20 protein-coding genes and 1 pseudogene are annotated in these 23581 nt (G+C 69.7%); 10 read left to right on the top strand and 11 right to left on the bottom strand.

Annotation, left to right across the window (positions count from 1 at the left end; all coding sequences use genetic code 11):
- The first annotated feature begins 810 nt into the window (after window positions 1-810).
- On the top strand, window positions 811-2319 hold the full coding sequence (locus ACZ3IC_RS23510) for an exopolysaccharide biosynthesis polyprenyl glycosylphosphotransferase (protein WP_467418833.1): 1509 nt from the start codon (window positions 811-813) through the stop codon (window positions 2317-2319).
- Between the two features lie 114 nt (window positions 2320-2433).
- Here the strand turns inward: ACZ3IC_RS23510 and ACZ3IC_RS23505 are convergent, their stop codons facing one another.
- Window positions 2434-3423 carry a GDP-L-fucose synthase family protein gene (locus ACZ3IC_RS23505; protein ID WP_467418832.1) on the bottom strand — a complete coding sequence of 330 codons (990 nt, stop codon included), beginning with the start codon at window positions 3421-3423 and terminating at the stop codon, window positions 2434-2436.
- Window positions 3424-3537: 114 nt separating this feature from the next.
- Here ACZ3IC_RS23505 and gmd point away from each other — a divergent pair, with 114 nt between their 5' ends.
- The 4 genes from gmd (at window position 3538) to ACZ3IC_RS23485 (ending at window position 8630) form a co-directional block, all read left to right on the top strand.
- Window positions 3538-4551: a GDP-mannose 4,6-dehydratase gene (gmd, locus tag ACZ3IC_RS23500; RefSeq protein ID WP_467418830.1), complete on the top strand. Its 1014-nt coding sequence runs from the start codon at window positions 3538-3540 to the stop codon at window positions 4549-4551.
- 304 nt (window positions 4552-4855) lie between these two features.
- A complete protein-coding gene (locus ACZ3IC_RS23495) occupies window positions 4856-7114 on the top strand; it encodes a LamG domain-containing protein (RefSeq protein ID WP_467418827.1) in 2259 nt (752 codons plus the stop codon).
- A complete protein-coding gene (locus ACZ3IC_RS23490; protein WP_467418825.1) occupies window positions 7111-7806 on the top strand; it encodes a hypothetical protein in 696 nt (231 codons plus the stop codon). The genes ACZ3IC_RS23495 and ACZ3IC_RS23490 overlap by 4 nt, the downstream gene beginning before the upstream one ends.
- Window positions 7803-8630: a glycosyltransferase family 2 protein gene (locus ACZ3IC_RS23485; protein WP_467418823.1), complete on the top strand. Its 828-nt coding sequence runs from the start codon at window positions 7803-7805 to the stop codon at window positions 8628-8630. Before ACZ3IC_RS23490 ends, ACZ3IC_RS23485 begins: the two co-directional genes overlap by 4 nt.
- A 2-nt stretch (window positions 8631-8632) precedes the next feature.
- On the opposite strand, the gene ACZ3IC_RS23480 is transcribed toward ACZ3IC_RS23485, so the two are convergent.
- Window positions 8633-9793, bottom strand: coding sequence for a glycosyltransferase (locus tag ACZ3IC_RS23480; protein ID WP_467418820.1), 1161 nt, complete (start codon window positions 9791-9793; stop codon window positions 8633-8635).
- A gap of 105 nt (window positions 9794-9898) precedes the next feature.
- On the opposite strand from ACZ3IC_RS23480, the gene ACZ3IC_RS23475 reads away from it, so the two are divergent.
- Complete coding sequence (locus ACZ3IC_RS23475; RefSeq protein ID WP_467418819.1) at window positions 9899-11413, top strand: hypothetical protein; 1515 nt, start codon at window positions 9899-9901, stop codon at window positions 11411-11413.
- Here the strand turns inward: ACZ3IC_RS23475 and ACZ3IC_RS23470 are convergent.
- From ACZ3IC_RS23470 to ACZ3IC_RS23460, 3 genes are read right to left on the bottom strand one after another with little or no spacing between them, the layout of a single operon-like run.
- A complete protein-coding gene (locus ACZ3IC_RS23470) occupies window positions 11382-12626 on the bottom strand; it encodes an MATE family efflux transporter (protein WP_467418817.1) in 1245 nt (414 codons plus the stop codon). The two genes, ACZ3IC_RS23475 and ACZ3IC_RS23470, sit on opposite strands and share 32 nt — an antisense overlap.
- Window positions 12623-14311 (bottom strand): P-loop NTPase family protein, encoded by a 1689-nt coding sequence (locus ACZ3IC_RS23465; protein ID WP_467418815.1) that lies wholly within the window; start codon window positions 14309-14311, stop codon window positions 12623-12625. Before ACZ3IC_RS23465 ends, ACZ3IC_RS23470 begins: the two co-directional genes overlap by 4 nt.
- Window positions 14308-15573: a glycosyltransferase gene (locus tag ACZ3IC_RS23460; RefSeq protein WP_467418814.1), complete on the bottom strand. Its 1266-nt coding sequence runs from the start codon at window positions 15571-15573 to the stop codon at window positions 14308-14310. Before ACZ3IC_RS23460 ends, ACZ3IC_RS23465 begins: the two co-directional genes overlap by 4 nt.
- Before the next feature lie 211 nt (window positions 15574-15784).
- Here ACZ3IC_RS23460 and ACZ3IC_RS23455 point away from each other — a divergent pair, with 211 nt between their 5' ends.
- Window positions 15785-16234 carry an FAD synthase family protein gene (locus ACZ3IC_RS23455; protein ID WP_467418813.1) on the top strand — a complete coding sequence of 150 codons (450 nt, stop codon included), beginning with the start codon at window positions 15785-15787 and terminating at the stop codon, window positions 16232-16234.
- On the opposite strand, the gene ACZ3IC_RS23450 is transcribed toward ACZ3IC_RS23455, so the two are convergent.
- Together ACZ3IC_RS23450 and ACZ3IC_RS23445 are read right to left on the bottom strand one after the other, a co-directional pair.
- Entirely contained in the window at window positions 16200-16931 is a 732-nt protein-coding gene (locus tag ACZ3IC_RS23450; RefSeq protein ID WP_467418811.1) for a CDP-alcohol phosphatidyltransferase family protein, read from the bottom strand. The genes ACZ3IC_RS23455 and ACZ3IC_RS23450 overlap by 35 nt on opposite strands.
- A gap of 174 nt (window positions 16932-17105) precedes the next feature.
- Complete coding sequence (locus tag ACZ3IC_RS23445; RefSeq protein WP_467418809.1) at window positions 17106-17801, bottom strand: ribonuclease H family protein; 696 nt, start codon at window positions 17799-17801, stop codon at window positions 17106-17108.
- 132 nt (window positions 17802-17933) lie between these two features.
- Between ACZ3IC_RS23445 and ACZ3IC_RS23440 the strand changes: the two genes are divergently transcribed.
- Window positions 17934-18125 (top strand): DUF6381 family protein, encoded by a 192-nt coding sequence (locus tag ACZ3IC_RS23440; protein WP_467418807.1) that lies wholly within the window; start codon window positions 17934-17936, stop codon window positions 18123-18125.
- Between the two features lie 49 nt (window positions 18126-18174).
- Window positions 18175-18576: a substrate-binding domain-containing protein gene (locus ACZ3IC_RS23435; RefSeq protein WP_467418805.1), complete on the top strand. Its 402-nt coding sequence runs from the start codon at window positions 18175-18177 to the stop codon at window positions 18574-18576.
- On the opposite strand, the gene ACZ3IC_RS23430 is transcribed toward ACZ3IC_RS23435, so the two are convergent.
- Both ACZ3IC_RS23430 and ACZ3IC_RS23425 read right to left on the bottom strand, forming a co-directional pair.
- Window positions 18560-18856: an acetylxylan esterase gene (locus ACZ3IC_RS23430; protein ID WP_467418804.1), complete on the bottom strand. Its 297-nt coding sequence runs from the start codon at window positions 18854-18856 to the stop codon at window positions 18560-18562. The two genes, ACZ3IC_RS23435 and ACZ3IC_RS23430, sit on opposite strands and share 17 nt — an antisense overlap.
- A 124-nt stretch (window positions 18857-18980) precedes the next feature.
- The gene (locus ACZ3IC_RS23425; RefSeq protein WP_467418802.1) at window positions 18981-19985 is read right to left on the bottom strand and encodes an alpha/beta fold hydrolase; all 1005 of its coding nucleotides are present in this window, start codon (window positions 19983-19985) and stop codon (window positions 18981-18983) included.
- A 470-nt stretch (window positions 19986-20455) separates the two neighbouring features.
- Between ACZ3IC_RS23425 and ACZ3IC_RS23420 the strand changes: the two are divergent.
- Window positions 20456-20596: pseudogene (locus ACZ3IC_RS23420) on the top strand (serine/threonine-protein phosphatase); the annotation flags it as partial.
- 209 nt (window positions 20597-20805) lie between these two features.
- Here ACZ3IC_RS23420 and ACZ3IC_RS23415 read toward each other — a convergent pair.
- A complete protein-coding gene (locus ACZ3IC_RS23415; protein WP_467418800.1) occupies window positions 20806-22011 on the bottom strand; it encodes an FUSC family protein in 1206 nt (401 codons plus the stop codon).
- Between the two features lie 316 nt (window positions 22012-22327).
- Window positions 22328-23290: a hypothetical protein gene (locus ACZ3IC_RS23410; protein WP_467418798.1), complete on the bottom strand. Its 963-nt coding sequence runs from the start codon at window positions 23288-23290 to the stop codon at window positions 22328-22330.
- Window positions 23291-23581 lie beyond the last annotated feature (291 nt).

The raw sequence follows: 23581 nt of genomic DNA, 5'->3' as shown, positions 1-23581 counted from the left end.
TGCGACCGCGCCCGGCCCCGGCGCGCCGCCACGACGCGGTCCTGCCACCAGGATCCACCCGGCCGGGCCCGTTCGCGCGTTCCGGCTCGTCCTGCGGGGATCACACCGCCGAATTAGGATGCGGTAAGTCACTTCCACCGAGTGCGGAGCGGCCCATGAACCGGCATCGTCCTGGCCGTTCGGCGAGCGCCGAGGGACTGCTCACCGCTCTGCAACAGCTCGCCTCACGGGCACGCCGTGAGGTGAGCTGCAACGGGCGCGGGTGGAACCGCCCGAGGCGCCGCAACGCGAGATACTCCCCGCCGGGTGCCGAGCGCGTGTACCGCGGCCGAGCCGGCCGCGGTCTCCCGCAGCTCGGCCTCGGAACGGGGCACACGCAGGCGCCGCGCCCCGAACGTGGTGTTTCCGGCCCAGTTCTTCCCCGCGGGAGTCACCGCACGTCCCCACTCCCACTCATGGCCGGGCGTCGTATCCCGACGCCGCATCCTCCCGGACGAACCTGCTGGCGAACCCACGCAACCGGTGACGTACATGTCCGCACACCATCCGATTCCGGCACCCTCCAAATGCGAACAGTCACCCACAGACCAAGAGATCCAGCACGGAACGGGACGAGTTCCGAGTCAGTGTGCATGTCTGAACTTCACTGGAACTCCAGCAAAATGGCACGTGTGTGGATATCGTGCACCGAGCGAGGGCGCATCCGTCAGTCCACGGGATCGGCGGATGCGTCCCGTTTATGGCGATGCAACTGTGACTGGGGGGTTCATGGGGCATGTCGAGCTACCCGATTCGGACAGATCAGGACCTGTGGGACTGGCGGAAACGTCTCGTCCACGGACTGCTCCAAATCGGCCTCACAGCAAGGAACTCGACGATCTGTGGAGGGCACCGACCGTACAGCGCGAACGTTCGGGACGACCGGTTGGGGCGAAGAGAAGAACGGGCCGGCGTCTGCTGGTTGTCATCGGGGCCGAACTCCTCGGCCTCGGCATTCCGGCGTGGCTCGTCCTGCGGGCCGGAGGCCAGTCGCGAGCCGCGGTCGCCTCGGTCGTGGCCGCGCTGGTGTGGTCGGGTGTGCGGGCCGCGCGCGGCCGGTACGCGGACCGGGCTTCGGACCACGCGCCGGGGGCACTGAGGACGACCGGCGACTGGCTGCTGCTCATCGGCGTACTCGCCGTACTGCAGACCGTGACGGGCGATTGGGCCGATGCTGCGACGGCGGTCGTGGCCCTGCTGCCCGGCCTGCTGGTGGGCATTGCCATGTGGGGGGTGCGGCGGTTGCCGTGGCCGGGTCGGCGGCAGCGTACGGTCCGGCGGGTACTGGTGGTCGGCGAGGCTCCTGGGGTGGAACGCGCGGTGCAGTTGCTCGGTTCCCGTGCGGACCACCCGTACGCGGTCGTGGCCGCCATACCGGTGGGGACCGCGCCGCTGGAGTGCGAGGTTCAGGTGCCGGGGCGGCTCGCACCGGCACCGGCCGACGACGATGCGTCGACAGTGCTGGGCGGAGCCTTCGCCCATGACGCCGACCTGGCTCTGGTGGTGCCCGGGCCGCAGCTCTCCGAGGAGCGGCTTCGCCGGCTTTCCTGGGGGCTGCACGACGGCGGGCTTCCGCTGTCCGTGCTGTCGGGGCTCTCGGGCATCGCGGCCGGCCGGGTACGGCCGACCGCCGCGGCCGGGCTGACCCTGCTGCACATCGCGCCGCCGCTGCGCCGGGGACCGCAGATGGTCGTGAAGGCCGTAGTGGACCGTACCGGCGCCGCTCTCGGCCTGCTGGTTCTGGCACCCCTGCTGCTCCTGATCGCGGCGGCGGTGCGTCTCGGCTCCGACGGGCCGGTCCTCCACCGCCAGATCCGCCACGGGCAGCACAGCCGACCGTTCACCATGTGGAAATTCCGGACCATGGTGGTGGACGCCGAAAGCCACAAGGCACAGCTGCTCACGGCGAACGAGAACGACGGTCCGATGTTCAAGATGCGCCGCGACCCCCGGGTGACCGGAATCGGCCGTCTGCTGCGCCGGACATCTCTCGACGAGCTGCCGCAACTGCTCAATGTGCTCCGGGGCGACATGTCGCTGGTCGGCCCACGGCCTCCGCTGCCGGAGGAGGTGTCCCGCTACGACGAGCGCGAGCTGAGGCGACTCGCGGTCAGGCCGGGGCTGACCGGCCTGTGGCAGGTCAGCGGGCGCTCGGACCTGTCCTGGCAGGAGACCGTTTCGCTCGACCTGTGGTATGTCGACAATTGGTCGGTGGCCACGGACATGGGACTCATGGCCCGTACGCTGCGCGCCGTCACCGACGGCCGCGGGGCGTACTGAGAGCGGCGGCCGTCGATGCGACGTGTGCACAACCACCGGCCGCGCGGGGCCGGAGGGACGGGGGGCCGCCGCGCTGCGGCGACCGGCCCGTGCCCAACAGCCCTTCGGGTCCGCTCAGACCTGTATGGCCTGCTGTTCCAGCCACCATGCGTAGGTACTGGCGATCCCGTCGCGCAGCGGAATCCGCGGTGTGAAGCCGAGGGAGGTGAGCCGGGAGACGTCGAGCAGCTTGCGCGGGGTACCGTCGGGCTTCGTCGTGTCCCATTCGACAGAGCCCTGATATTCCGTCACATCCTTGACAAGAGCGGCGAGTTCATGGATCGGAAGATCCTGACCAAAGCCGATGTTGACGGGCTCGTCACCGTCGTAGCGCTCCAGCAGCAGCAGGCACGCGACGGCCAGATCGTCGACGTGCAGGAATTCTCGGCGGGGGCTACCGGAGCCCCAGAGTGTGACCGCGGGCGAGCCGTCCCGTCGCGCCTCGTGGAAACGGCGGATCAACGCGGGCAGTACGTGCGAGCTCTCCAGGTCGAAGTTGTCGCCCGGGCCGTAGAGGTTGGTGGGCATGGCGCTGATGTACGAGGCGCCGTACTGCCGGCGATAGGACCGGGTCTGCACGATACCGGCGATCTTGGCCAGTGCGTATGCCTCGTTGGTCGCCTCCAACGGGCCGGTGAGCAGGGCGCTTTCGGGAATCGGCTGCGCGGCGCGCCTGGGATAGATGCAGGACGAACCGAGAAAGAGAAGCCGCTCGACCCCGGCGGCATGAGCTCCGGCGATGACGCTCAGCTGGATACGCAGATTGTCCTCGAGAAACTGCACCGGATACGTGTTGTTGGCCATGATCCCGCCGACCTTGGCGGCGGCCAGCACCACGGCGTCCGGGCGGACCTCTCGGAGAAATGACTCGGTCCGCGCGGCGTCGCGCAGATCGAGGTGGTCACGATCGCGGGTGATCACCTCATGTCCGTCGGCGGTGAGGCGGCGCATCACAGCCGATCCGACCAGACCGCGGTGGCCCGCGACGAATATGCGGGCGCCGGGTCGTAGGAGGGGGCGGACGGATTCCTGGGCAGGTGGAGGTCCGGGGAGATCAGTCGTCATGGCTCGGATTGTGCCAGCAGCCGCAGGCCACGGTGACGTTTTACCGCAGATCGCTCAATCCTGATATTTCGGTGGGAACCAACAGCCTTTCAGGCGAACACAGAGGGGGGAGTCGTGGCGAAGACCGCGCTCATCACCGGCGTGACCGGACAGGACGGTTCGTACCTGTCCGAGCTGCTGCTCGACAAGGGATACACGGTCCACGGGCTGATACGCCGCTCGTCGAGCTTCAACACCGAGCGGATCGATCACATCTACCAGGGCCCCGAGGAAGAGGACCGTTCGTTCGTCCTGCATCACGCCGATCTCGCCGACGGGGTGGCACTGGTGAACCTGCTGCGCGACATCCGGCCGGACGAGGTCTACAACCTGGGTGCGCAGTCGCATGTCCGCGTCTCGTTCGACGCTCCGCTGTACACCGGTGACATCACCGGTCTCGGCACCATCCGGCTGCTGGAGGCCGTCCGCGCGAGCGGTATCGACACCCGTATCTACCAGGCGTCCTCCTCCGAGATGTTCGGCGCGACCCCACCGCCACAGAACGAGAAGACCCCGTTCCATCCGCGGAGCCCGTACAGCGTCGCCAAGGTCTATTCGTATTGGGCAACCGTCAACTACCGCGAGGCCTATGGGATGTTCGCGGTCAACGGGATTCTCTTCAACCACGAGTCGCCGCGCCGCGGCGAGACGTTCGTGACCCGGAAGATCACGCGTGGGGTGGCCAGGATCAAGGCGGGTCTGCAGACCCATCTCCATCTGGGCAATCTCGACGCCGTGCGCGACTGGGGCTACGCCCCCGAGTACGTCGACGCGATGTGGCGGATGTTGCAGTGCGACAGCCCGGACGACTATGTGGTGGCCACCGGTGAGGGGGTCAGCGTCCGGCAGTTCCTTGAGTACGCCTTCGCACACGCGGGCCTGGACTGGCGGGAGCACGTCCGCTACGACGCCAAGTATGAGCGCCCGAGCGAGGTCGACGCGCTGATCGGCGATGCCGCCAAGGCCGAGGAACTGCTCGGCTGGAAACCGGCTGTGAAGTCGCAGGAGCTCGCCAGGATCATGGTTGAGGCGGACATCCGCCAGCTGTCCGACCAACTCGCCGGAGCGGCCGTGCGGGTGGACCGATGAGATATCAGGACACATGCGACGAACACGGCGTCGTGCCGGTCACAGACATGTGGACCGGGTCGGCGCTCCCCCACAGCACCCGGCCGTCACAACCCACGACCGCGCCGGGGACCATCACGGGCGCAACCTCCGTCTCCGCCGGCTGCCCGGTGGACCCGAGCGCGCCCGCACCGGTCCGACCCCTGGGCCCGGACCACTCACTCGCCCTCACCGGCGGCGGGACGGCAAGTCTCCGCCGCCGGTCGGGCGGGGCAGGATTTGCGGCCTTCCGGCCGCAGCTCGTTCTCACCCTCGGAGCTGAATAATGAACGGAAGTACGGGGCGCAGACCCATCGGAGGCGGCCGGGCACGGGCCGCGGCCGCCGCGCTCTGCCTGCTCGCCGGAGCCCTGACCGCCGCCGCGTCCGGGGGCTCCCCGGCCGCGGCTCTCACTCCGCCGGTCTCGCTGACCGCGGACGATCTCACCACCTGGCAGACCAATGGCATCGTCTGGTCGATGGCCGCGTCGAACGCCGGTGTCGTCTACGCCGGCGGCACCTTCTCCACCGTCCGGCCGCCGGACGCCGCCGCCGGAACCTCCGAACAGCCCGCGGTGAACTTCGCCGCGTTCGATGCGGCCACCGGTGCGCCGACCGGCTGCAGCCTGTCGTTCACGCTCTCGTCGGGGACGGCGACCGTACGGGCTCTCGCACTCTCCCCGGACCAGAAGACCCTGTACGTCGGTGGGCAGTTCGGGGCGGTGAGCGGCGTCGGAGTGAGCAATATCGCCGCGATCGACACCGCGACCTGCACTCCGCGCCAGGACTTCAAGGTCTCCGTCTCCGCGACGGTACGGGCCCTGGCCGTCACGGCCGACACCGTCTATCTCGGCGGTGACTTCAACACTGTGGCGGGGCAGACCCGGAACAAGTTCGCCGCGGTCACCACGGGCGCCGCGCTGAAGCCGTGGAAGGCCAACACCGACGAGGTGGGCCGGGCCGTGGAGCTGACGCCCGACGGCGAACACGTGCTGATCGGCGGTGACTTCTTCACGGTCAACGGCACCACTTCGCACGCGCTGGCCGTCGTGGACGCCACCACCGGGGCCGTTGCCAAAAGCTACCCGGCCGGCTTCATTCCGAACACCTCCACGGTGCAGGACCTGACCACGGACGCCACCGGCTTCTACACCGCCAATGAGGGCACCGGAGGCGGTGTCTTCGACGGGCGGATCGCGCTGGACCTCAGCACCTTCGAGCAGCGCTGGCGGGACACCTGCCTGGGTGCCACCCAGGCCGTTTTGGTGCACAACGGCGTTCTGTACAGCGGAAGTCACGCGCACGACTGCGCCAGCATGGGCGAGTTCCCCGACCAGCCGCGCAAGCATCTGCTGGCCCAGTCCGTCGACGACCCGAAGCTGCTCCCCTGGTTCCCGGACACCAACGACGGCATCGGGGAGCCGGTCGGACCGCGGGTGATGGCGCAGACCGACAAGGGCGGCCATCACTATCTGTGGGTGGGCGGCGAGTTCACCACCGTCAACGGCTCCGCCCAGCAGGGCCTGACCCGGTTCGCCGACGGTCCCGACACCGGGGCGCCGTGGGTGCCGAACGTCAGCCTGTCAACCGTCGCCGCGGGCAAGGTGGAGGTCAACTGGCAGACGAGCTTCGACGCCGACGACGGGGAGCTCACGTACCGGATCTACAAGGACGGTGCGAGCACCCCGGTGCACACCACGACGGGGTACTCGCTCTTCTGGGACCGGCCTCAGCTGAGGTGGACCGATACGGACGTGGCGGCGGGTGAGACCCACTCGTACCGGATCAGTGCGAGCGACGGCACCAACACCAGCGCCAAGTCGCCCGCCCTGTCCGTCACCGTGGCGCCCGCAGCCGAGAAATACCCCGCCAGGGTGCTGGCCGACGGCGCTTCGCTGTACTGGCGGTACGACGAAGGCACATCGACCTTCGCGGCCGACACCAGCAGCGGTCTGGACAACGGATTCCTGCGCAACTCGCCTGCCTACCGGCAGACTCCGGCCGCTGTGGCGGGTGCCTCGACCGCGATCGGCTTCAACGGATCGAGCCAGTACGCGTACAGCAACACGCGCCATGCGCGGCCCACCAGGTTCTCCGTGGAGACCTGGATCAAGACGACGACCACCAGAGGAGGGAAGATCATCGGCTTCGGCAATGTGACCATGCAGAACAGCACCCAGTACGACAAGCATGTGTACATGCGCAACGACGGGCGGCTGATCTTCGGGGTGCGCAGCGGCGGCACCAGAACCATCACCACGCCCGCTGCGTACAACGACGGCGCCTGGCACCATGTCGTCGCCACGCAGGGCACCGGTGGCATGGCGCTCTACGTGGACGGGCAGCTCCGCGCCTCGAACATCCTGTACACCGGCAGCGAGAGTTACAGCGGCTACTGGCGGGTGGGCGGGGACAACCTGAACAACTGGCCGAACCGGCCGACGAGCAACTTCTTCGCCGGACAGATCGACGAGACCGCCGTCTACCCGACCGCGCTGAGCAGTTCGCAGGTCAGTGCCCACTACGCCCTGAGGACAGGTGGATGAGGTATTCGTTCCGGGCCGGCGCCGCCGTCGTCGTACTGACGGCGGCGCTGGCCGCCTGCGGCTCGTCACCCGACGGGCATGAAACGGCGAGCGGTACCGGGCCATCGGCCACCCCGGCTGCTGTCACCGCCCCCTCGGCCGGGCCGGGCGCCCTCGCGTCCAGTGGCCCTTCGGCTCCGCGGACGAGCGAACCACCGAAGCTGCCCACCGACGAACTCACCCCGGCCACCGGCTCCTTCAACAAGAAGCAGAAGAAGTACCTGGTCGACCGGGTGCCCGAGGGCATGGATCCGGCGGCCGTGCTCCAGACCGGTCAGGAGATCTGCGACAAGCTGACGTACCTCGTGAAGGTCGACCGGGACACGGCGGTGGGCGCGCTCGTGACGGGCGAGATCGCCGACGCGGAACCCGCAGTCGAGCACCTCTGCACCCAGCACAAGGAGCTGGTACGGGAGGCCTCGAAGGGGTACGCGGACGGCACGTACAAGGGCGAACAGATCCGGCCAGGCCGCTACCGCGACGTCACTCCCACCGAGAGCTGCACCTGGCAGATCACCGGGGCGAACGGCAGGAACCTGGTGTCGGGCTCCTCCACCTCCGGGAAGCGGGCCGAGATCACCGTCCCGAAGGCGGCCCGCATCTTCACCTCCACAGGCTGCTACGCCTGGCTGCCCGAAGGAGAGCACGAATGAGCAAGCTGCCGGTAGCCGTGGCGATCCCCACGAAGAACGAGGGGCTGAACATCGCCGAGGCGGTGAGGTCGGTACTCGGGCACTTCGAGGCGGTCGTCGTCGTCGACTCGCACAGCACGGACGACACGGCGAAGATCGCCGAGGAGTGCGGGGCCGAGGTGGTCACGTACAGCTGGGACGGGGGTCATCCGCGCAAGAAGCAGTGGTGTCTGGACCATGTCCGCACGGACCTGGACTGGATCCTGCTGCTCGACGGGGACGAGCGGCTCAGCCCCGGTCTGCTGGCCGAACTGCGGCAGATCTTCGCCGATCCCGGCGCACCGAAGCCGGCGGCGTACGACATACCGCTGGGTTACTGGTTCTCCGGGAAGCGGCTGCGGCACGGATACACCATCCGCAAGCGGTCGCTGACCGACCGCACCCGCTGCCGGTACCCGGAGGTGGGGGATCTCGATGCGCCGGGCATCGGGGAGGTCGAGGGTCACTACCAGCCGGTCGCCGAGTCGGTCGGCTCGCTCCGCAATCCGATCGAGCATCAGGATCTCGACCCGGTCACGGCCTGGTTCGAGCGGCACAACCGGTACTCGGACTGGGAGGCCTGGCTGGAGCACCACCCGGAGGTCAAGGAGCAGGTGCGGAGGGTGAAGTCGCGCCAGGGGCAGCTGTTCCACAAGGCGCCCTTCAAGCCCCTGGTGTCGTTCGTGTACATGTATGTCTACCGGCGGGGTTTCCTCGACGGGCGGGCGGGCTTCGACTTCGCGCTGGCGATGAGTTTCTACCGCTGGCAGATTGCGCTCAAGTCCCGTGAAGGAAAAACCGTTTGACCTCAACGGCCCTTCCGGCGGACCACGTCCTCGTAGGTCCGCCGGAGGGTCCGGGCCACGACCTCGATGGTGAAGTCCTCATGGACCAGGTCCCAAGCGGCCTTCCCGGCTCGGGCGTTGGCCTCGGGTTCGAGGAGTTCCAGCACCGCGCGGGCTACCTTGAGCGCGTTCTTCCCGTCCTCGCCGACCCGGCTGTCGATCAACCGGCCGGCCCCGGCGCGCGCCACATCGGGGCCGAGGCCGCAGGTGCGGGTGATGACCACAGGGGTGCCGACCGACATCGCTTCGAGCACGGATACGCCCAGGGGTTCCTCGATCGACGGCAGTACGTACACATCGGCCTGCCGGCCCGCAGTCAGGACCTCTTCATGGTCGAGCGGTCCCACATGGTCGAGGGAGTCCATCACCGCCAGCCGTCGGGCGAGTGCGAGTGTCGCGGGCAGCGCTCCGGTGTCGGGGCCGGCCAGCACGAACCGGGCGTCCGGGTGCTCGGCCAGGATCGCCGGCATGGCGGCGACGAAGTCCTCCGGGCGCTTGCGCTCCTGGATCCGGGCCAGGAAGAGGACCGTCGGCGGCCGCCCCGGCTCCCGGGCGGGCTTGCGTTCCTGCGGCCGCACGCCATTGACCAGGCGTACGGTGCGGGTCAACGGCACCGGTGCGGCGACGGCGTTCACATCAAGGCGTTCCGTCTCGGTCAGGTGCAGCACGGCGTCGGCTTCGCGCAGTACCTTCCGTACGCCCAGCAGATCGGTCAGCTGGGCGACCCGCTTCTCGGTGGGGTCCACCATGCCGTGCGTCTGGACGATCAGGGGGGTGCGGGAGGCCAGCGCGAGCAGCGCGGCAGGCAGCGTGACCAGGTCTCGCATCAGATGGACATGGACGAGATCGGCGCCGCGCATCATGCGGCGAGCGGCGACGAGGAGCGCGCCGGAGGTGATTCCGCTGACTTCGAACATGGGAAGCAGATGGCGGGCCCGGAAGAGATGGACCGGCACGCCTTCGACCTCGCGCGGCAGTCGTCCTTCGAAGCCGTCGCCCAGAGCCATGATGCGGGCGTCGTCGCCCCCGGCCCGCTGGACCTTGGACAGGTTGAGCGCCACCCTCGTCGGGCCGCCGAACGCATGGTCCGGGGTGTGCAGTGTGACGACGTGCAGGATCTTCACCAGGGTTCCCCTCAACCTCGGCCGGCCTTTTACAGACTAGTCATCCAAACCCCCCAAGTGGGTTGATTCGTTAGAGTGTTCACAGGTCCACGGAACGGGGGGCACATGACGTCCGTGCACGAGGCGGCGCCGTCCGCACCCGTACCGGAGCACAGCCCGCAAGATCCGGTCCAGCCGCCGGCGAAGCCCATGTCGTGGGCGATGCTGTCGCGGGCCATGGCCGTGCCTCTCATCCTCGGCCTGGTCTGCTTCCTGCCCGCGGTGATCGCCGCGCAGCCGGGCACGGGCCTCCGGGACACCGCGTACTGGCTGCAACTCGTGCTGACGTGTTATGCGGGGGCCCGGCTCGCCACGATGATTCTGTCCACCCGGCGGCGCCTGTTGCAGGGCGTGTTCTGGATGTTCGTGTACATCGCGATGGGGGTGGCGCCGTTCGCGCAGGCGGTCATCGGGCAGACCCCCACGCCGATGGTCGGGCCGCGGTCGGATCTGATGACGGCCATCGCTCTGATCCTGGTGGGGTGCGCCGCGTTCGACCTGGGGGCGCTGCTGGCGTCCCGGCGTCCGCTGCGCCACCGTGCCACCGCACGCTCCGGGAGCGGTCCGGCCACCGCGCACCGGGTGCGGCTCAGGCTGCTGGTGCTGCTGGCGTTCGCGGCGAGCGGTTACTACATCCTGAAGCTCGGCGGCCCCGCCATCTTCTTCACCAGCCGCCAGGAGATCAGCGCTTCGGTCGCGGTCAGTGGGGTGGCGTCGAGCCAGTCCAATGTGGGGTCGGCCTTCCTCAAGGGCTTCGGTACGGTGCCTGCGCTGCTCGGGCTGCTCTTCTGCACCCGTCGGCTGGTGACCTCGCGCAGGGCCCGGCGTTCTCCTTCGACGGTTCTGGTCTGGTGTGCGCTGCTGATTCTCAACGTCATCGTCAACAACCCGGTCTCCAATGCCCGTTACTGGTTCCTGACCGTGCTGGTCTCGCTCCTGTTCACCGCGTTCCCGAGCAGCGCGGCGATGTACCGCTCGGTGCTGGCCATGGGGGTGGTCGGGGCGCTGGTGCTGTTCCCGTACGCGGACCGGTTCCGTTACGACAGTGCCGGATACCGGCCGGTGGAGTCGTCATCGGTCTTCGAGCCGCTGGCCACCAAGGACTACGACCAGACGGTGATGTTCGCCAACACCATCACCTGGGTCGACACCCACGGCCACACCTATGGACGTCAATTGGCGGGCTCCGCGCTCTTCTTCGTACCCCGTTCAATGTGGAGCGGCAAGCCGGAGGACACGGGGGTGCGCGTCGGCCAGTGGATGGGGATGAACATGACCAACCTGTCGGCACCGTTGTGGACCGAGCTGTGGGTCGACTTCGGTGCCCCGGGCATGGTCGGCGCTCTCGCGCTGATCGGGTACGTCGCCGCGCGCACCGACCGGCGTTACGCACGCGCGGTCTCCCGGGACGGTCCTGGCCCCGGCAGCGTTCTGGCCGTCGCCGCGCCGCTGATCGCCGGGTACACCTTCATTCTGCTGCGCGGTCCACTGCTGCAGTCCGTCGGGAAGCTGGCGATCGCGGCGCTGTGTCTGCTGCTGATCACCAGCTTCAGGAGCCAAGGCGCACCGCGCTCGCGCTGACGGGCGCCTGTTCCACCGCGGTGCGACGTCTCAGCCGGGCCACCCGCGTCCAGGTGGCCACCGCTTTGCAGACGGATCCCAGGCACAGGCCCCAGGCCGCCCCCTGTACCCCGCCGAGCACATAGCCACTGGTGAGGAAGGCGACGGCGGCGAGCGAGAAGACCACCTGGATGGAGAGGGTGGTACGGGGGTCGAGCATCCGGAGCGCCAGCAGCCCGCAGGTGCCGACGGCCATCGCCGCGTACTGGCTGCCGGTCGCCGGGAGCAGGGCGGCCGCCGTGGGCCAGGTGTCGCCCAGCAGATGGCGGCCGATTCCGTCGGGCAGCAGGGCCAGTGCGGTGGCCCAGCCGGCGGCTGTGGCGGCCAGGACGGCGGCGAGCGTCGCCGTGGCGCGTACCCTGCGCCGTTCGGAAGCGAGCCGTCCCAGCAGTGGTGGGCCGAAGCCGGTGGCCGAGGTGAACAGCACGTTCAACGGCCCGAAGAGGGTGGTCGCACCGCGCAGGGCGCCGACGACCAGCGGGTTGCCGACCATGCCGAGCCCGAGCACGGAGAGCTGGCTGGTGGCGTTGCCCACCCCGAACTCCACCACGAAGCGCCGCCCCAGATGCCCTCGCCGCAGCAGGCCTCCCGGCCGCAGCGGTGTGCCGGCCACTCTGCGGTGCAGCAAAGCGGCCGACAGCATCAGGGCGGGCAGCGCGGACAGCCCCCAGACGGTGACGAGCCGGGCGGCCGGGGCACCGTACGGCTGTACGGCCAGCGCGCCCAGCACACAGACCAGCCTGAGCACGTCGCTCGCCAGTGCCAGGTGCGGCAGGTGCAGGGTGGAGAAGGCGTAACGCATCGTGTCCTGTCCCAGGACCACCGGCAGGACGAGCCCCAGCACCATCAGGGCACGTGCGGTGGGCCCCGGCAGCGGAAGACAGACGGCGGCGAGCAGGACGCCGAGCGCGGCCGCGGCGAGCAGGGTGAAGGCGACCGCCGACCGGCACGCGCCCCGTACCTCGTCGCTCTCGCCGCGCCGCAGCACGAGCGGCTGCCCGGTGTAGGCGCCGCAGCCCCCCAGCAGCACGGTGAAGACGAGATAGACCGCCGAGAAGCGGGCGAAGTCGGCCACGGTGGAGAGCCGGGCCGCCGCCACCAGCACCAGGATGTTGGTGAGCGCCGCCACGCCCTGGTCCGCGACCGAGCAGACGATCGCGGTTCGTGCCCTCATCTGTGGCCGGCGGTGGGGTCGAAGGTGCGCAGGCCGAGCGTCTCGGCCGGGTCACCGGTCTGCTCCGGGCCGCCACGGCCGTCGCCGTCGTACCGGCCCGGGGCCGAACCGGACCGGCCGCCGCCCGCGCGGCGCCTGCCGGCCTTCTTGCGGGCCCGGCGCTCGTAGCGGCTTTGGCCCGGGTGCAGCAGTGCGCCGAGCACAGAGCCGCCGGCTGCTGCGATGATCTCGCGGATCCGCTCCAGGTCGCTGCGGTGCACCTCTCGCGGGTCGCAGACCACCACGACACCCTCCACCCGGTCGATCAGCGCGACGGCGTCGGCGTACGACAGCACGGGCGGAGCCAGGACGATGACGACGGCGCCGGGCCGGTCGCCCTCGGCGACGATCCGTCCGACGGGCGCGGAGGTCAGCGCACGCGGCACGTTGTCCGTGCGCCGGCCCGCTATCAGGGTGAAGGCACCTGACCCTGGTACGTCCACATTCGTCCGGCTGTCCGACGGCCAGGCCCGTTCGCCCTCCGTCGCCCACCGCGGCCGGGTGCCCTGCACGGCCGGACCGAGGTCCCTGGCCAGTGCGGGGGTACGCAGATCGGCCTCGACCAGGAGTACGTCGCGTCCCATCTCGGCGAAGGCCGCCGCCAAGTTGACCGCGGCGGCGGCCGCCGGGTCGCCGTCTCCGCGCGGGGCCGTGACCAGGAGTCTGCGGCGCTGGGCGAACGACGGGTCGTAGGCGAGCCGGAAGGCGACCGCCCGGTACTCCTCGGCAAGGCGGCTCCCGCTCCGCCCGATGGCGAGCAGCGTCCCGGCGGAGGCCCGCTCCCTGGGCAGGGTGCCGAGCAGTGGGGCGCCGAGGGAACGGACCAACTCCCGGGTGGAGCGCACGGCCGGGTCGAAGACCAGGCGTACCCACGACAGCAGCAGTCCGAGCGCGAGCCCGACGACACCGCCGAGCCCCAACAGCAGGGGCAGTCCCGCACCGGTGGGCTCCCGCGGTGCGACGGGCTTCTTCGTCAGGTAGCCGGGGGTGGTGTCCAGGGCGCGCAACTCCGAGATCTTCCGGCTGAGTTCGGATATCGAGACCACGAGGTTGGCCCGTGCGCTGGTCACGTCGCTGCTCGCCCCGGCCTGCTCCAGCTGGTCGCGCTGTTCCGTCAGCGGCTTCAGCTGGGCGCGGTAGCCGTCGGCCATGTTGGCGATGCTGTTTTCGGTGCGCTGTCGGCGGATCTCCAGATAGGCGTCGGCGAGCGCCTCCGCCCGCGCCTTCGCCAGGGCGGGGGTGCGGCCGGTGTAGGAGAAGCGGAGCACAAGGGTGTTCGGCGGGTTCGTGACCTGGAGACCGGACAGCAGCGTCCCGGTCTCCACCCGGTCGCCGTGCCTGGCCAGGGTGCCGACGGCCAGGGTGCCCACGGTGTCGCTGACGGCGGTCTGCCGCTCGGAGCCGATGTTGATGCCCTTGTCGGCGGAGGCGCCCGCGGCGAAGGGGTCCGATGTGGCGGAGCGTACGACCACCTCGCCCGTCGAGGTGTAGCTCTCCTCGCCGCTCAGGGCGAGCCAGCCGCCGCCGAGCAGCCCGAGGACCACACCGGAGGTGAGCAGTGCACGGTAGCGCAGGAGCTGACGGAACTGGTCCCTCAGCAGTGCGGGTTCGTCCTGGTCCTCCAAGGCGCGGATCGGCTGGGTCATCGGCGTGGTCTCCCTTGTGCGTCCGCGAGGACCTCGGTGAGCAGTGCGTCGAAGCGGGCCAGACCCGCCTCTCGGCTCAGGTGACGTGCGACGTACTGCGGCCCGTTGGCGCCGAGCCGGTCCGCGTCGGTCGGCGCTTCGACGAGCTTGCGTACGGCTGACAGCAGTGCGGCGGGGTCCTCGGGTGTGACGAGGACCCCGGCGCCGGACCGGTGGACCTCCTGGGCGGTGCCTCCCCCGTCGGCGACCGAGGCGACGACGGGGCGGCCCGAGACGAAGTACGAGGTGAGTTTGGACGGGACACTCATGTCGAGCACGGATGCCCGCTGGGTCACCGCGAGCACGTCGGCGGCGGCCAGGATGTCCGTGAACTCGTCGGCGTCGGCCGGCGGCAGGAAGTCGAGGTTGCGCAGGCCCGCCGCGCGCCCCAGCAGCGCCGCGCGCTGATTCCCGTCCCCCATCAGCACGACACGCACCTCCGGGGCGAGCCGGGCCGCGTCGACGAGGACCTCCAGGCCCTGCTTGAGCCCCATGTTCCCGGAGTGCAGGACCACGGGGGTGCCCTCGCTCCAGCCAAGTTTTGCCCGGGTGGCGGCGCGGTCGGCCGAAGGTGCCTGTACATGGGACCAGTTGGGGACGGTACGGATGCGGCCCGGGTCCACGCCGTACGCGATGACGCGGGGGACGAAGCTCTCGTGGATGACTCCGACGAGGGTGGCACCGCGCAGCGCGTATCGTTCGGCCGCCGAGGCGACGGCTGCTGCCCGACCCCCACCCCGGATGCCGCTCTGCGCGGCGGCGGCACCCATCAGATCCTGTACGACCGGGATGTACGGGACCCGATGACGGCGGGCCAGCCGGGCCCCGATGACAGCGCCCGCCAGGCTGGGCAGCTGAGAGATCACCGCGTCCGGCGGACGCGAAACCGGCGGCGACAGCAGACCGTGCCCGAGCACCGAGGCCTCGAACGCAGCCCTGCGCAGGGCGGTCTGACGAGGCGGCACATAGTGTCTTCGCCGGTGGACGGTGACCCCTGCCCGCTGCTCCGCGACCCTCCACACGCCCCGGTACTCCGCCTCGGTCCGCCACGACGGATAGTGCGGCATACCGGCCAGTACGTGGGTCTCGGCCCCGGACGCGGCCCAGTGCTCGGCGAGCTGCGCGGCGTACGGGCCGATGCCCGTCAGCTCCGGCGCGTAATTCGTCGAGACGACCAGCACAGTGCGGCCTTCGAACGGCTTGTGACGATCGGCATCGGACATGGACGCTCGCCTCTCCCCCCGGAACATTCTGTGTTCCCCCAAGGAACAGCCCCAAAAGTGAGCTTATCCGTTCACGAGATGCGCAAGTGGTCTTCACAGTAAGGTCGTTGCACCATCAACACCGATACCGATATCCCGCAGCACCGGATGCCATGTCCGGACAACTGCCGCTGGACACGGATATCGCGTTCACCGTGGGGGGAGAGAACGGATGGTGCACAGGGTCGGCTACGCGCCGGGGGTCTACGACCTGTTCCACATAGGGCACCTCAACATCTTGCGGCATGCCCGCAGTCGGTGCGACTACCTCGTCGCCGGCGTCGTCTCGGACGAGATGGCCGCGCTCGCCAAGGGCCACAAGCCGGTGATTCCTCTGCCGGAACGCCTGGAGATCGTGCGCAGCGTCCGCTACGTGGACGCGGCGTTCGTCGAGACGGTGCCCGACAAGGTCGAGACCTGGCAGCAGGTCAGGTTCGACGTGATCTTCAAGGGTGACGACTGGCGGGACACCGAGAAGGGCAAGCGGCTGGAGCGCGACTTCGCCGAGGTGGGCGTGGAGGTCGTCTACTTCCCGTACACCGTGCACACGTCCAGCACCCAGCTGCGCCGGGCGCTGGACACGCTCGTCAGTCCGCAGTCCGGATCGCTTTCAGCTCCCTGAACCACTTGGCGAGGAACGCCATCAGGAACAGTGCGTGCACGGCGGCGAGCACGGCATAGCCGATGCGGAACGCGGTCAGGTCCCCGAGCAGCAGGAACACCAGACAGAACACCCCGTAGTCGGCGGGCAGCAGTGCCACGGCCCGCACCCGTGACACCGGGAGCGCGGCACTGCTGCCCGCCATGGGCCGGAGGGCCGCCTTGCCCAGCTGTTCGCGCAGCAGCCCGGCGCAGAAGGTCAGCACGGCGGTGAACAGGAAGCCCAGCGGCAGGATCAGCCAGCCCTCGGACGGCAGGGCGAAGAACCGCTGGAACGAAATCAGCACGGCGGTGTGTACGAGGATCATCTTGGCGCAGTCCACGACATGGTCCAACCACTCCCCGTCCGGACCTCCCCGCCCGGTCAGCCTGGCCAGCTGCCCGTCGGCCGAATCGAGTGCGAAGCCGATGGCGAGGCCCGCGTACACCGCGACGGCGAGCCCCCAGGACGGCCGGACGAGCGCCACCGAAGCAAGCGCGGCGAAGGTGAATGCCGCGCTGACCAAAGTGACTTGATTGGGTGTCAGCCCGATACGGAAGGCGCCTGCCGCGAACACCCGTCCGGCCGGTCGGTTCACGTACCGCGAGTACAGCGACACCCCCTTGGCCGTCTTCTGCGCACCGCGCAGCTCGCGCAGAACCGTGCCCGTGCTTCCCATACGCCCCCCAGCGTGTCGCCATTGCCGACGGCATCGACAGAGCACCGCGAACACCGCCGCCGGATCCGCATCATGGCACGCGGGCCCCGCTTCGCGTGGCCACTCGCACGCTCCGGCCGGCGGTCCGTGCCCGCCGGGCCCGCACCATGCGCACGGGCCGGACGGGGCCGTGACTCAGGCGGGTACGGTGCGGCACTCCGGGTGCCCCCAGCCGTTCGGATTCTTGGCGATCATCTCCTGTGCCGCATAAGGCTTTCCGCAGTGACAGCGGCCCGCGAACCTGGCCCGGATCGTTCCACCGGCACGTGCGGGGCGTGCGGCACCCGCTGCCTTCTTCGCCGGAGCGCCCTTGCTTCGCCCCTCGGTCGCCCGGGCGGGAGCGGGCGTCGGCAGCTGTGCGCAACCGTGCGCGGTACCGGCCGGCCGCTGCGCCACCGCGGCCTCGCTGGCCGCCTGGTCGGCGAGGGCGTTGAGCGGATCCCCGTCCACCTGGTGGGCGGGGACATGGACGAAGTCCACGGTCCGGCCGGCCAGCAGGGCATCGATGCGGGCCACCAGGTCACGGTTGGCCACCGGCTTTCCGGCCGAGGTCTTCCAGCCGTTGCGCTTCCATCCCGGCAGCCACTTCGTCACGGCGTTCATCGCGTACTGCGAATCCATCCGCACTTCGATCGCCACGGACGGATCCGTGGACTCCAACAGCTCCTGCAACGCCGTGAGTTCGGCGACATTGTTGGTGGCGGTCCCCAGCGGCCCCGCTTCCCAGCGCTCCGGCCGCCCCTGCGCATCGGCCACGACCCATGCCCAGGCCGCAGGCCCCGGATTGCCCTTCGATGCCCCGTCACACGCGGCGATGATGCTCTCGTTCATGCCCTCGATCATGCCAGCGCCGCACCGCCTCCACGGCACGCAGTAACGTTGAGTGACGATTCGAGGTGCGGTGAACGGGCGGCGCTGGTTCTCTGATGGAGCCCGCTCTTCCCAACCGCACAAGGAGCGATGATGAGCGTTGCACGTGAATCCGGTGACCGTGCGCAGCAGCTGCGCGACAAGGCCCGGCACATGACCGAGGCCGCTGAGCGCACCACCGACCCTGAACAGCGCCAGCGGCTCCAGGAGAAGGCCCGCAAGCTGCAGGAGCAGAGTGAGCAGCAGGGCAACATCGGCAGCGAGAACATCCGCCCGCCAAAGTAGAACCTGCCTCGCGCCGACGGCCGACGTCTTGCCCCTCTTCCATGAGTGAGTGGCAAGCCGTCGGCCGCTTCGTCGCGGCGGGGCGGCTCGCCCGCCGGCAGTGTGCCCAGCTGGGGCACACGGAGATCGGCATCATCTGCGGACCGCTGGCTCTGGTCTCCGTACAGGACCGGCTGCAGGGCTCTTTCGAGCGGGCGGCCGAACTGGGTGCTCCGTACAGGAACGCCATCGCGTCGAGGCCGACTTCACCAGGAACGGCGGGCAAGCCGCGGCAGTGCGGCTGTTTCGCAGGTCGCCGGGGATCACCGCACTCTTCACGCTCAATGACGCCATGGCGCTCGGGGCGCTCGCGGCACTCCGTGACGACCTCGGGCGGAGCGTGCCCGGCGATGTCTCCGTCGTCGGCTTCGACGATCTGCCGGTGGCCTACGACGTCACGCCCCCGCACTGACCACCGTACGGCTGCCGCTTGAAGAGATCGGCCGCCGGGCGCTGCTCCTGGCCCTCGGCGACGCGACGGCTTCGCCGCGCACACTCGCCGTGCCGTCGCGCCTGGTGGTACGGGCCGCGTACGGGTTGGCGTCGGTGAGGGTGACGGTCCGTCCGAAGTGGCAGAGCAACGGCACATCGGCGGCGATGGCCGCCAGGTCGGGGACGGGTCCGCCGACCGTGAGGGTGATGCCGCCTCCCTGGCTGCTGCCGAGGGATGTTTCATCGGCGGCGCCCGTCACGGCGCGGTGCCGGACGGGCGCCGCCGATCCCGGGGTCCGGACTGCTCCCGGGTGCTCGCTGACGCTTGCATGAGTGCATCCCTGCATTCGCGCATTCGTGCATTCGTGCATCCCTGCATTCGGGTCAGAGGGTCGTGTCGGGTTCGCCGCCGGTGGCGCGGCGTCTGCGGAACGCCGCCACGAGGCCCGCGCCTGCCAGAACGGTCACGCCCGCGAGTCCGCCGAGGCAGGCCAGGACCAGGGTGCTGGTGCCCGTCGAGGCCATGGCCGTCTTCGCGGGTGTTCCGTCTCCAGCGGCCTGCCGGATGAGATCGGCGACGGCGTCGGGGTGCGACATCATCGCGGCATGCGAGGAGTCGACCTCGACGGTGTGCGACTTGGCGCGCTTGGCCCCGAAGCGTTCGAGATCCGGAGCGATGGCCTTGTCCCGGGTGGCGACCAGCGCCCAGGACGGAATGGTCTTCCAGGCTGCCACGGCCGCCCTGTCCATGAACGCGGCTCCGCTGATGGGGCGCTGGGTGGCGGCCATCACCGCCGTGGTGCCCGACGGCACGTCCGACGCGAAGACGTTGTGGAACTTGGCGCGCTGGATGTACAGGTCGGCCCCCTCCCTGCCGTCGGCCTCCGGGAACGGCACCGGCTTCAGAGCCGTATTCAGCTCGCTGCCCGCGAACTTCGCGCTCAGATCCGCCAGTCTCTCCCCCGCATCCGGCATGAACGCGGACACGAACACCAGCGACTTCACGTGCGGGTTCCCCGCGGCGGCGTTGCTGATCACCGCACCGCCGTAGGAATGCCCGGCCAGCACGATCGGGCCCCTGATGCTCTTCAGCACGCCGGCTATGTACGCGGAGTCACCGGCGAGCCCGCGCAACGGATTGGCCGGGGCCATCACGGTGTACCCGTTCCGCTGCAGGCGTTCCACCACGCCGTTCCAGCCCGAGGCATCGGCGAAAGCACCGTGTACCAACACCACCGTGGGCTTGGAGCCGCCCGGACCGGCTCCGCCATCGGCTGCGGCGGGTATAGCGGCTGCGGCAAGGGCGGCCGTGGTGAGCGTCATGGCGATGGTCTGCGCGCTACGCCCGCCTATCCGTATCCGCGGGGCGAAGAAGGTCGAGGCGGTCATGCTGTTCTCTCTTCGTCGAGGAGCGGTTGTGGGCTCAGCGTTGCCGGACCCGGCCGAAACAGCGCGACACGCGATGCAGCGGAGTGAAAGCGGCCGACCGTACGAGTGAGCGTTGAGCGACACAGAGCGATGAGGGCAAAAGTGCCCGGCCCGCTGCCGATCAGCCGTAGGGGGAGCGGTGGCGGACCGGGTGAGGTATCCCGGAAGCGTGGCTTCCCAGCGATTCCTGCAGTTGTTCCACGAGTCCCGAAGGCACAGGAACGCGCTCGTGGCGATGCCGTTCGCGCTGATAGCCGTCGTCACAGTGGTGGACATCGCCACGCCACCGGATGTCCATCTCAGCCCGTTCCTGGTGGCAGCGCCCGCCGTGGCGGCCTCGTTCAGCGGGCCGCGCATGACCGCTCTCGTCGGTGCGGTCGCCGTGCTGGCCCAGGTCCTGGTGACCGTCGCTCGCACCAACATCAACGACCTTGCTGCGCGCGGGAGAGGCGATCCCGCTCACCGTACGGGCGCCCGCCCCGCCGCTCGGTCTGACGCATCTGCTGGTCACCGAACACACGGCGGAGACGTTCACCTTCGACGTCGGCGACACCCTGCTTCTGTACACCGACGGTGTCATCGAGTCCCGGGACCGGTCAGGGGTCTTCTATCCGCTCCCGGAACGCGCCGCATCGCGGTGCGGCAAGGACCCGGCTCCCTGCTGGAATCCCGTGCGACGACCTCGTCCGCCACGCCGGCGGTCGCCTGGGCGACGACGCGGCACTGATCGCCATCGAACGGCTACCGGCCTGCGAGTGACGCACCGCCGACCCGCGCCGCCTCAGGTCCGACCGCCTCGCAGCCGCCGCGATACGGCACGGAGCCAGGGAAGGCGTTCGTGCACCTGCGCCGAGCGCCGGTCGAGCTCCTTGCCCAGGCGTTCCGTGCGCTTGTCGATGTCGAGCTCGTCCAGAATCCGGTCGACCTCGGCAAGCAGGGCACCGTGCAGCTGCCACTGCCGGGGATGCTGCCGCACGTCTTCGAGGAGCAGATCCGCCACCTGGTCCCTGGTCGTGCGGCTGACGGCGAGTGCGTGGGCCAGCCGGGACTCCGCCTCCTCGGCGTTCTCCGCGACCGGGGTGGTGATCAGCTCCGAGAAACTCTCGATGGCACCGGCCATCTGTCCGAACAGTTCCTTCAGGGATTCGGCCACGTCGGCGGGGAACAGCCTCTCCTCGGTACGGGCCTTCGCCAGGTCGGTCAGGGTGCGTGCCAGCACCCGCAGGACCACGGCACAGATCTCCAGGGTGTCCAGACCGGTACGCAGCACGATCCGGTACAGCAGTCCCTGCCGGACGCGCGGATTGAGGGTGAGGCTTTCCTCGGCCTGTCGCAGCGAGGCGTCGACCTCCACGATGTCATGGTCCAGCCTGCGGGCTTCGTGGAGCCGGTCAGCCGCCCGCTGGATGGAGACGTGACCACTCACGTCCTCTCCCATCGCGCGGAACAGATGCGCCATCGCCCGGGCCAGACTGTCGATGGAGGCGCCCGCGGTCTGCACCCACACGGGTGGCGCGAAGAGCAGGTTGAACAGCAGCCCCACGCCCGCGCCGATCAGTGTCTCCAGCACACGGTCCCACGCGGTGGAGGCGACCTGAGAGACGCCCAGTACGAGCATCGCGCTGATCGCCACCTCGGGTACGAATTCATCGACCCGCACCAGCCGCCCGATGATCAACGAGGCGAAGATCGTCAGCCCCAGGCTCCACCAGCTGAGCCCCACCAGGGAGCTGAGCGCACTGGCGATGAGCACGCCGACGACGACCGAGTTCACCCGGCGAATCCCCGTGGTGAGAGTCGCGTAGAGGGTGACCTGTACGACGAGGAGTGCGGTGAGCGGCGCCGTGAGCGGCGCCGGATGCGGAAGGGCCCACATCGCCACCACGTAGGCGATCACGGCGGCCACCGTGGAACGCAGGGTCTGCGCTCCGACGGGCTCGGTCGTACGCCGGACAAGCTTGATCACGGGTGCGGATACTCGTGGCATCTCTTTCCCATGCCCACCCGTACGCCACCACAGCGCCCCGGCACACCGAACCCACCGTACGGACGTGCGTGCCGGTGGCCGGGGCGCGGCTGTGCCGCTCAGGAGCGTGGACAGAGGGTGTCGATCAGTTCCCCTGCCGTGGCGGTGGCCCGCATCTCGCCGGACAGGCGCTCGGCCCGCGCCGGTACGAGGGTTCCTCGAGGACCGAGCCCAGGTACGTCCGCCCCTGTCCACAGGCCCACTTTCTGCCTGTTTCCAGCGCCTTGCCCGGGTACACGCACCAGCACCGGTGGCGACCGTGCGGCTCTCCGGGGCGTCAGCTCGCGAATCCCACGTGCACATGGTCGTGATGGGTCCTGTCGGTGAAGAACTGATTCGCCGTCGCGCCCCCGGAGAGCTGAATCGGCCCGCCGACGTTGTACGAACCGGCCGCTGCCGCATCTCGCATGAACGACTCGGTCAACCGGCGCGGGGTGGCCGGATCGACGACCTTGCGCCCGTCGATGCGCCATACGTCGAAGGCCCGGCCCGATGGGTGATCGCTGGGTCGGTCGGTGCCGAAAACGTACAACGGATGCCCCGAACGGAACACGGTGATGTCCATCCGGTATGTACCGGCCAGTCGCAGCAGGGCCCGTAGCGCGGCCGGATGGACGCGCCCACTGCGGATGTCGGCCTCCGCCGCGGGCGGCAGGCCGATCCGCGGGCTGTCCAGCACCTGCCGCGCCGCCGTGGGCAGCGACGCCACGGCGGCACCGGGGCGGCCCGGGTGGAGCGCGGTGACCACCCAGCGGGGCCGGGCCCGGCGCAGCCGTACGTCGACGGTCGTGCCGCCCGCATGCCCGGGGGTCCATTGCCGGCACGCCACCATCACACTGGCCGTGTCCGCCAGAATCCCGCCGTACTGCGCCTCGATCACCTGGAGTGCGGCCTCGTCCGCGTCGGGCCTCAGCGGGCCGGCCCGGTCCACCAGTGACGACGCCGCTCCCAGCGCGGTGACCCGCCTCTTCGCCGCGGCCGCACCACCCTGTCCGGGAGGCCAGGCACCGATCGCCTCTACCACCTGTACCGCCCGCAGCTTTACGTCGGGGTCCACGTCACCGCGGTCGGGGCGCCAGGCGGTGGTCTTCGGCAAGGGCGAACGCGAGGACATGGACGGCGACTTGGGGGCGGACGGGCCGACCTGTGTCCGGGAACTTGCGGAGCAGCCCGCAGCAGAACCCGCCAGCAGGCCGCCGGTGCCGAGCAGCAGTACACGTCGGCCGAGTGGTTGTCGCACGCGATGCCCCATTCCCGTTCGGGGTCCGCGTCCACCGGGGCTCGGACCCGTACAGATTTCGATGGTCAGGCATGAATAGCTTCATCATCTTCCATTCACCCGGGCGCGACTGCCAGCATCGGCGCACCGCCACCCCGTGAGGGAGAAATCCGATGAAACGTCCACGTTCTCTGCGCTGTCTGGCAGCCCTGGCCGTGCTAGTACTGCAACCGCATCTGGAGGATGTGGCCTCGGTGTTTGTAGTGGGAGCGGCGGGCTCGGGCCTGGCTGCGTCGTCGGAAGCGTGACCAG

The organism is Streptomyces sp. NPDC002958, assembly GCF_055563255.1.
Note: the sequence above shows the minus strand (reverse complement) of the source record. Positions and strands in the feature narration are given on the sequence as shown.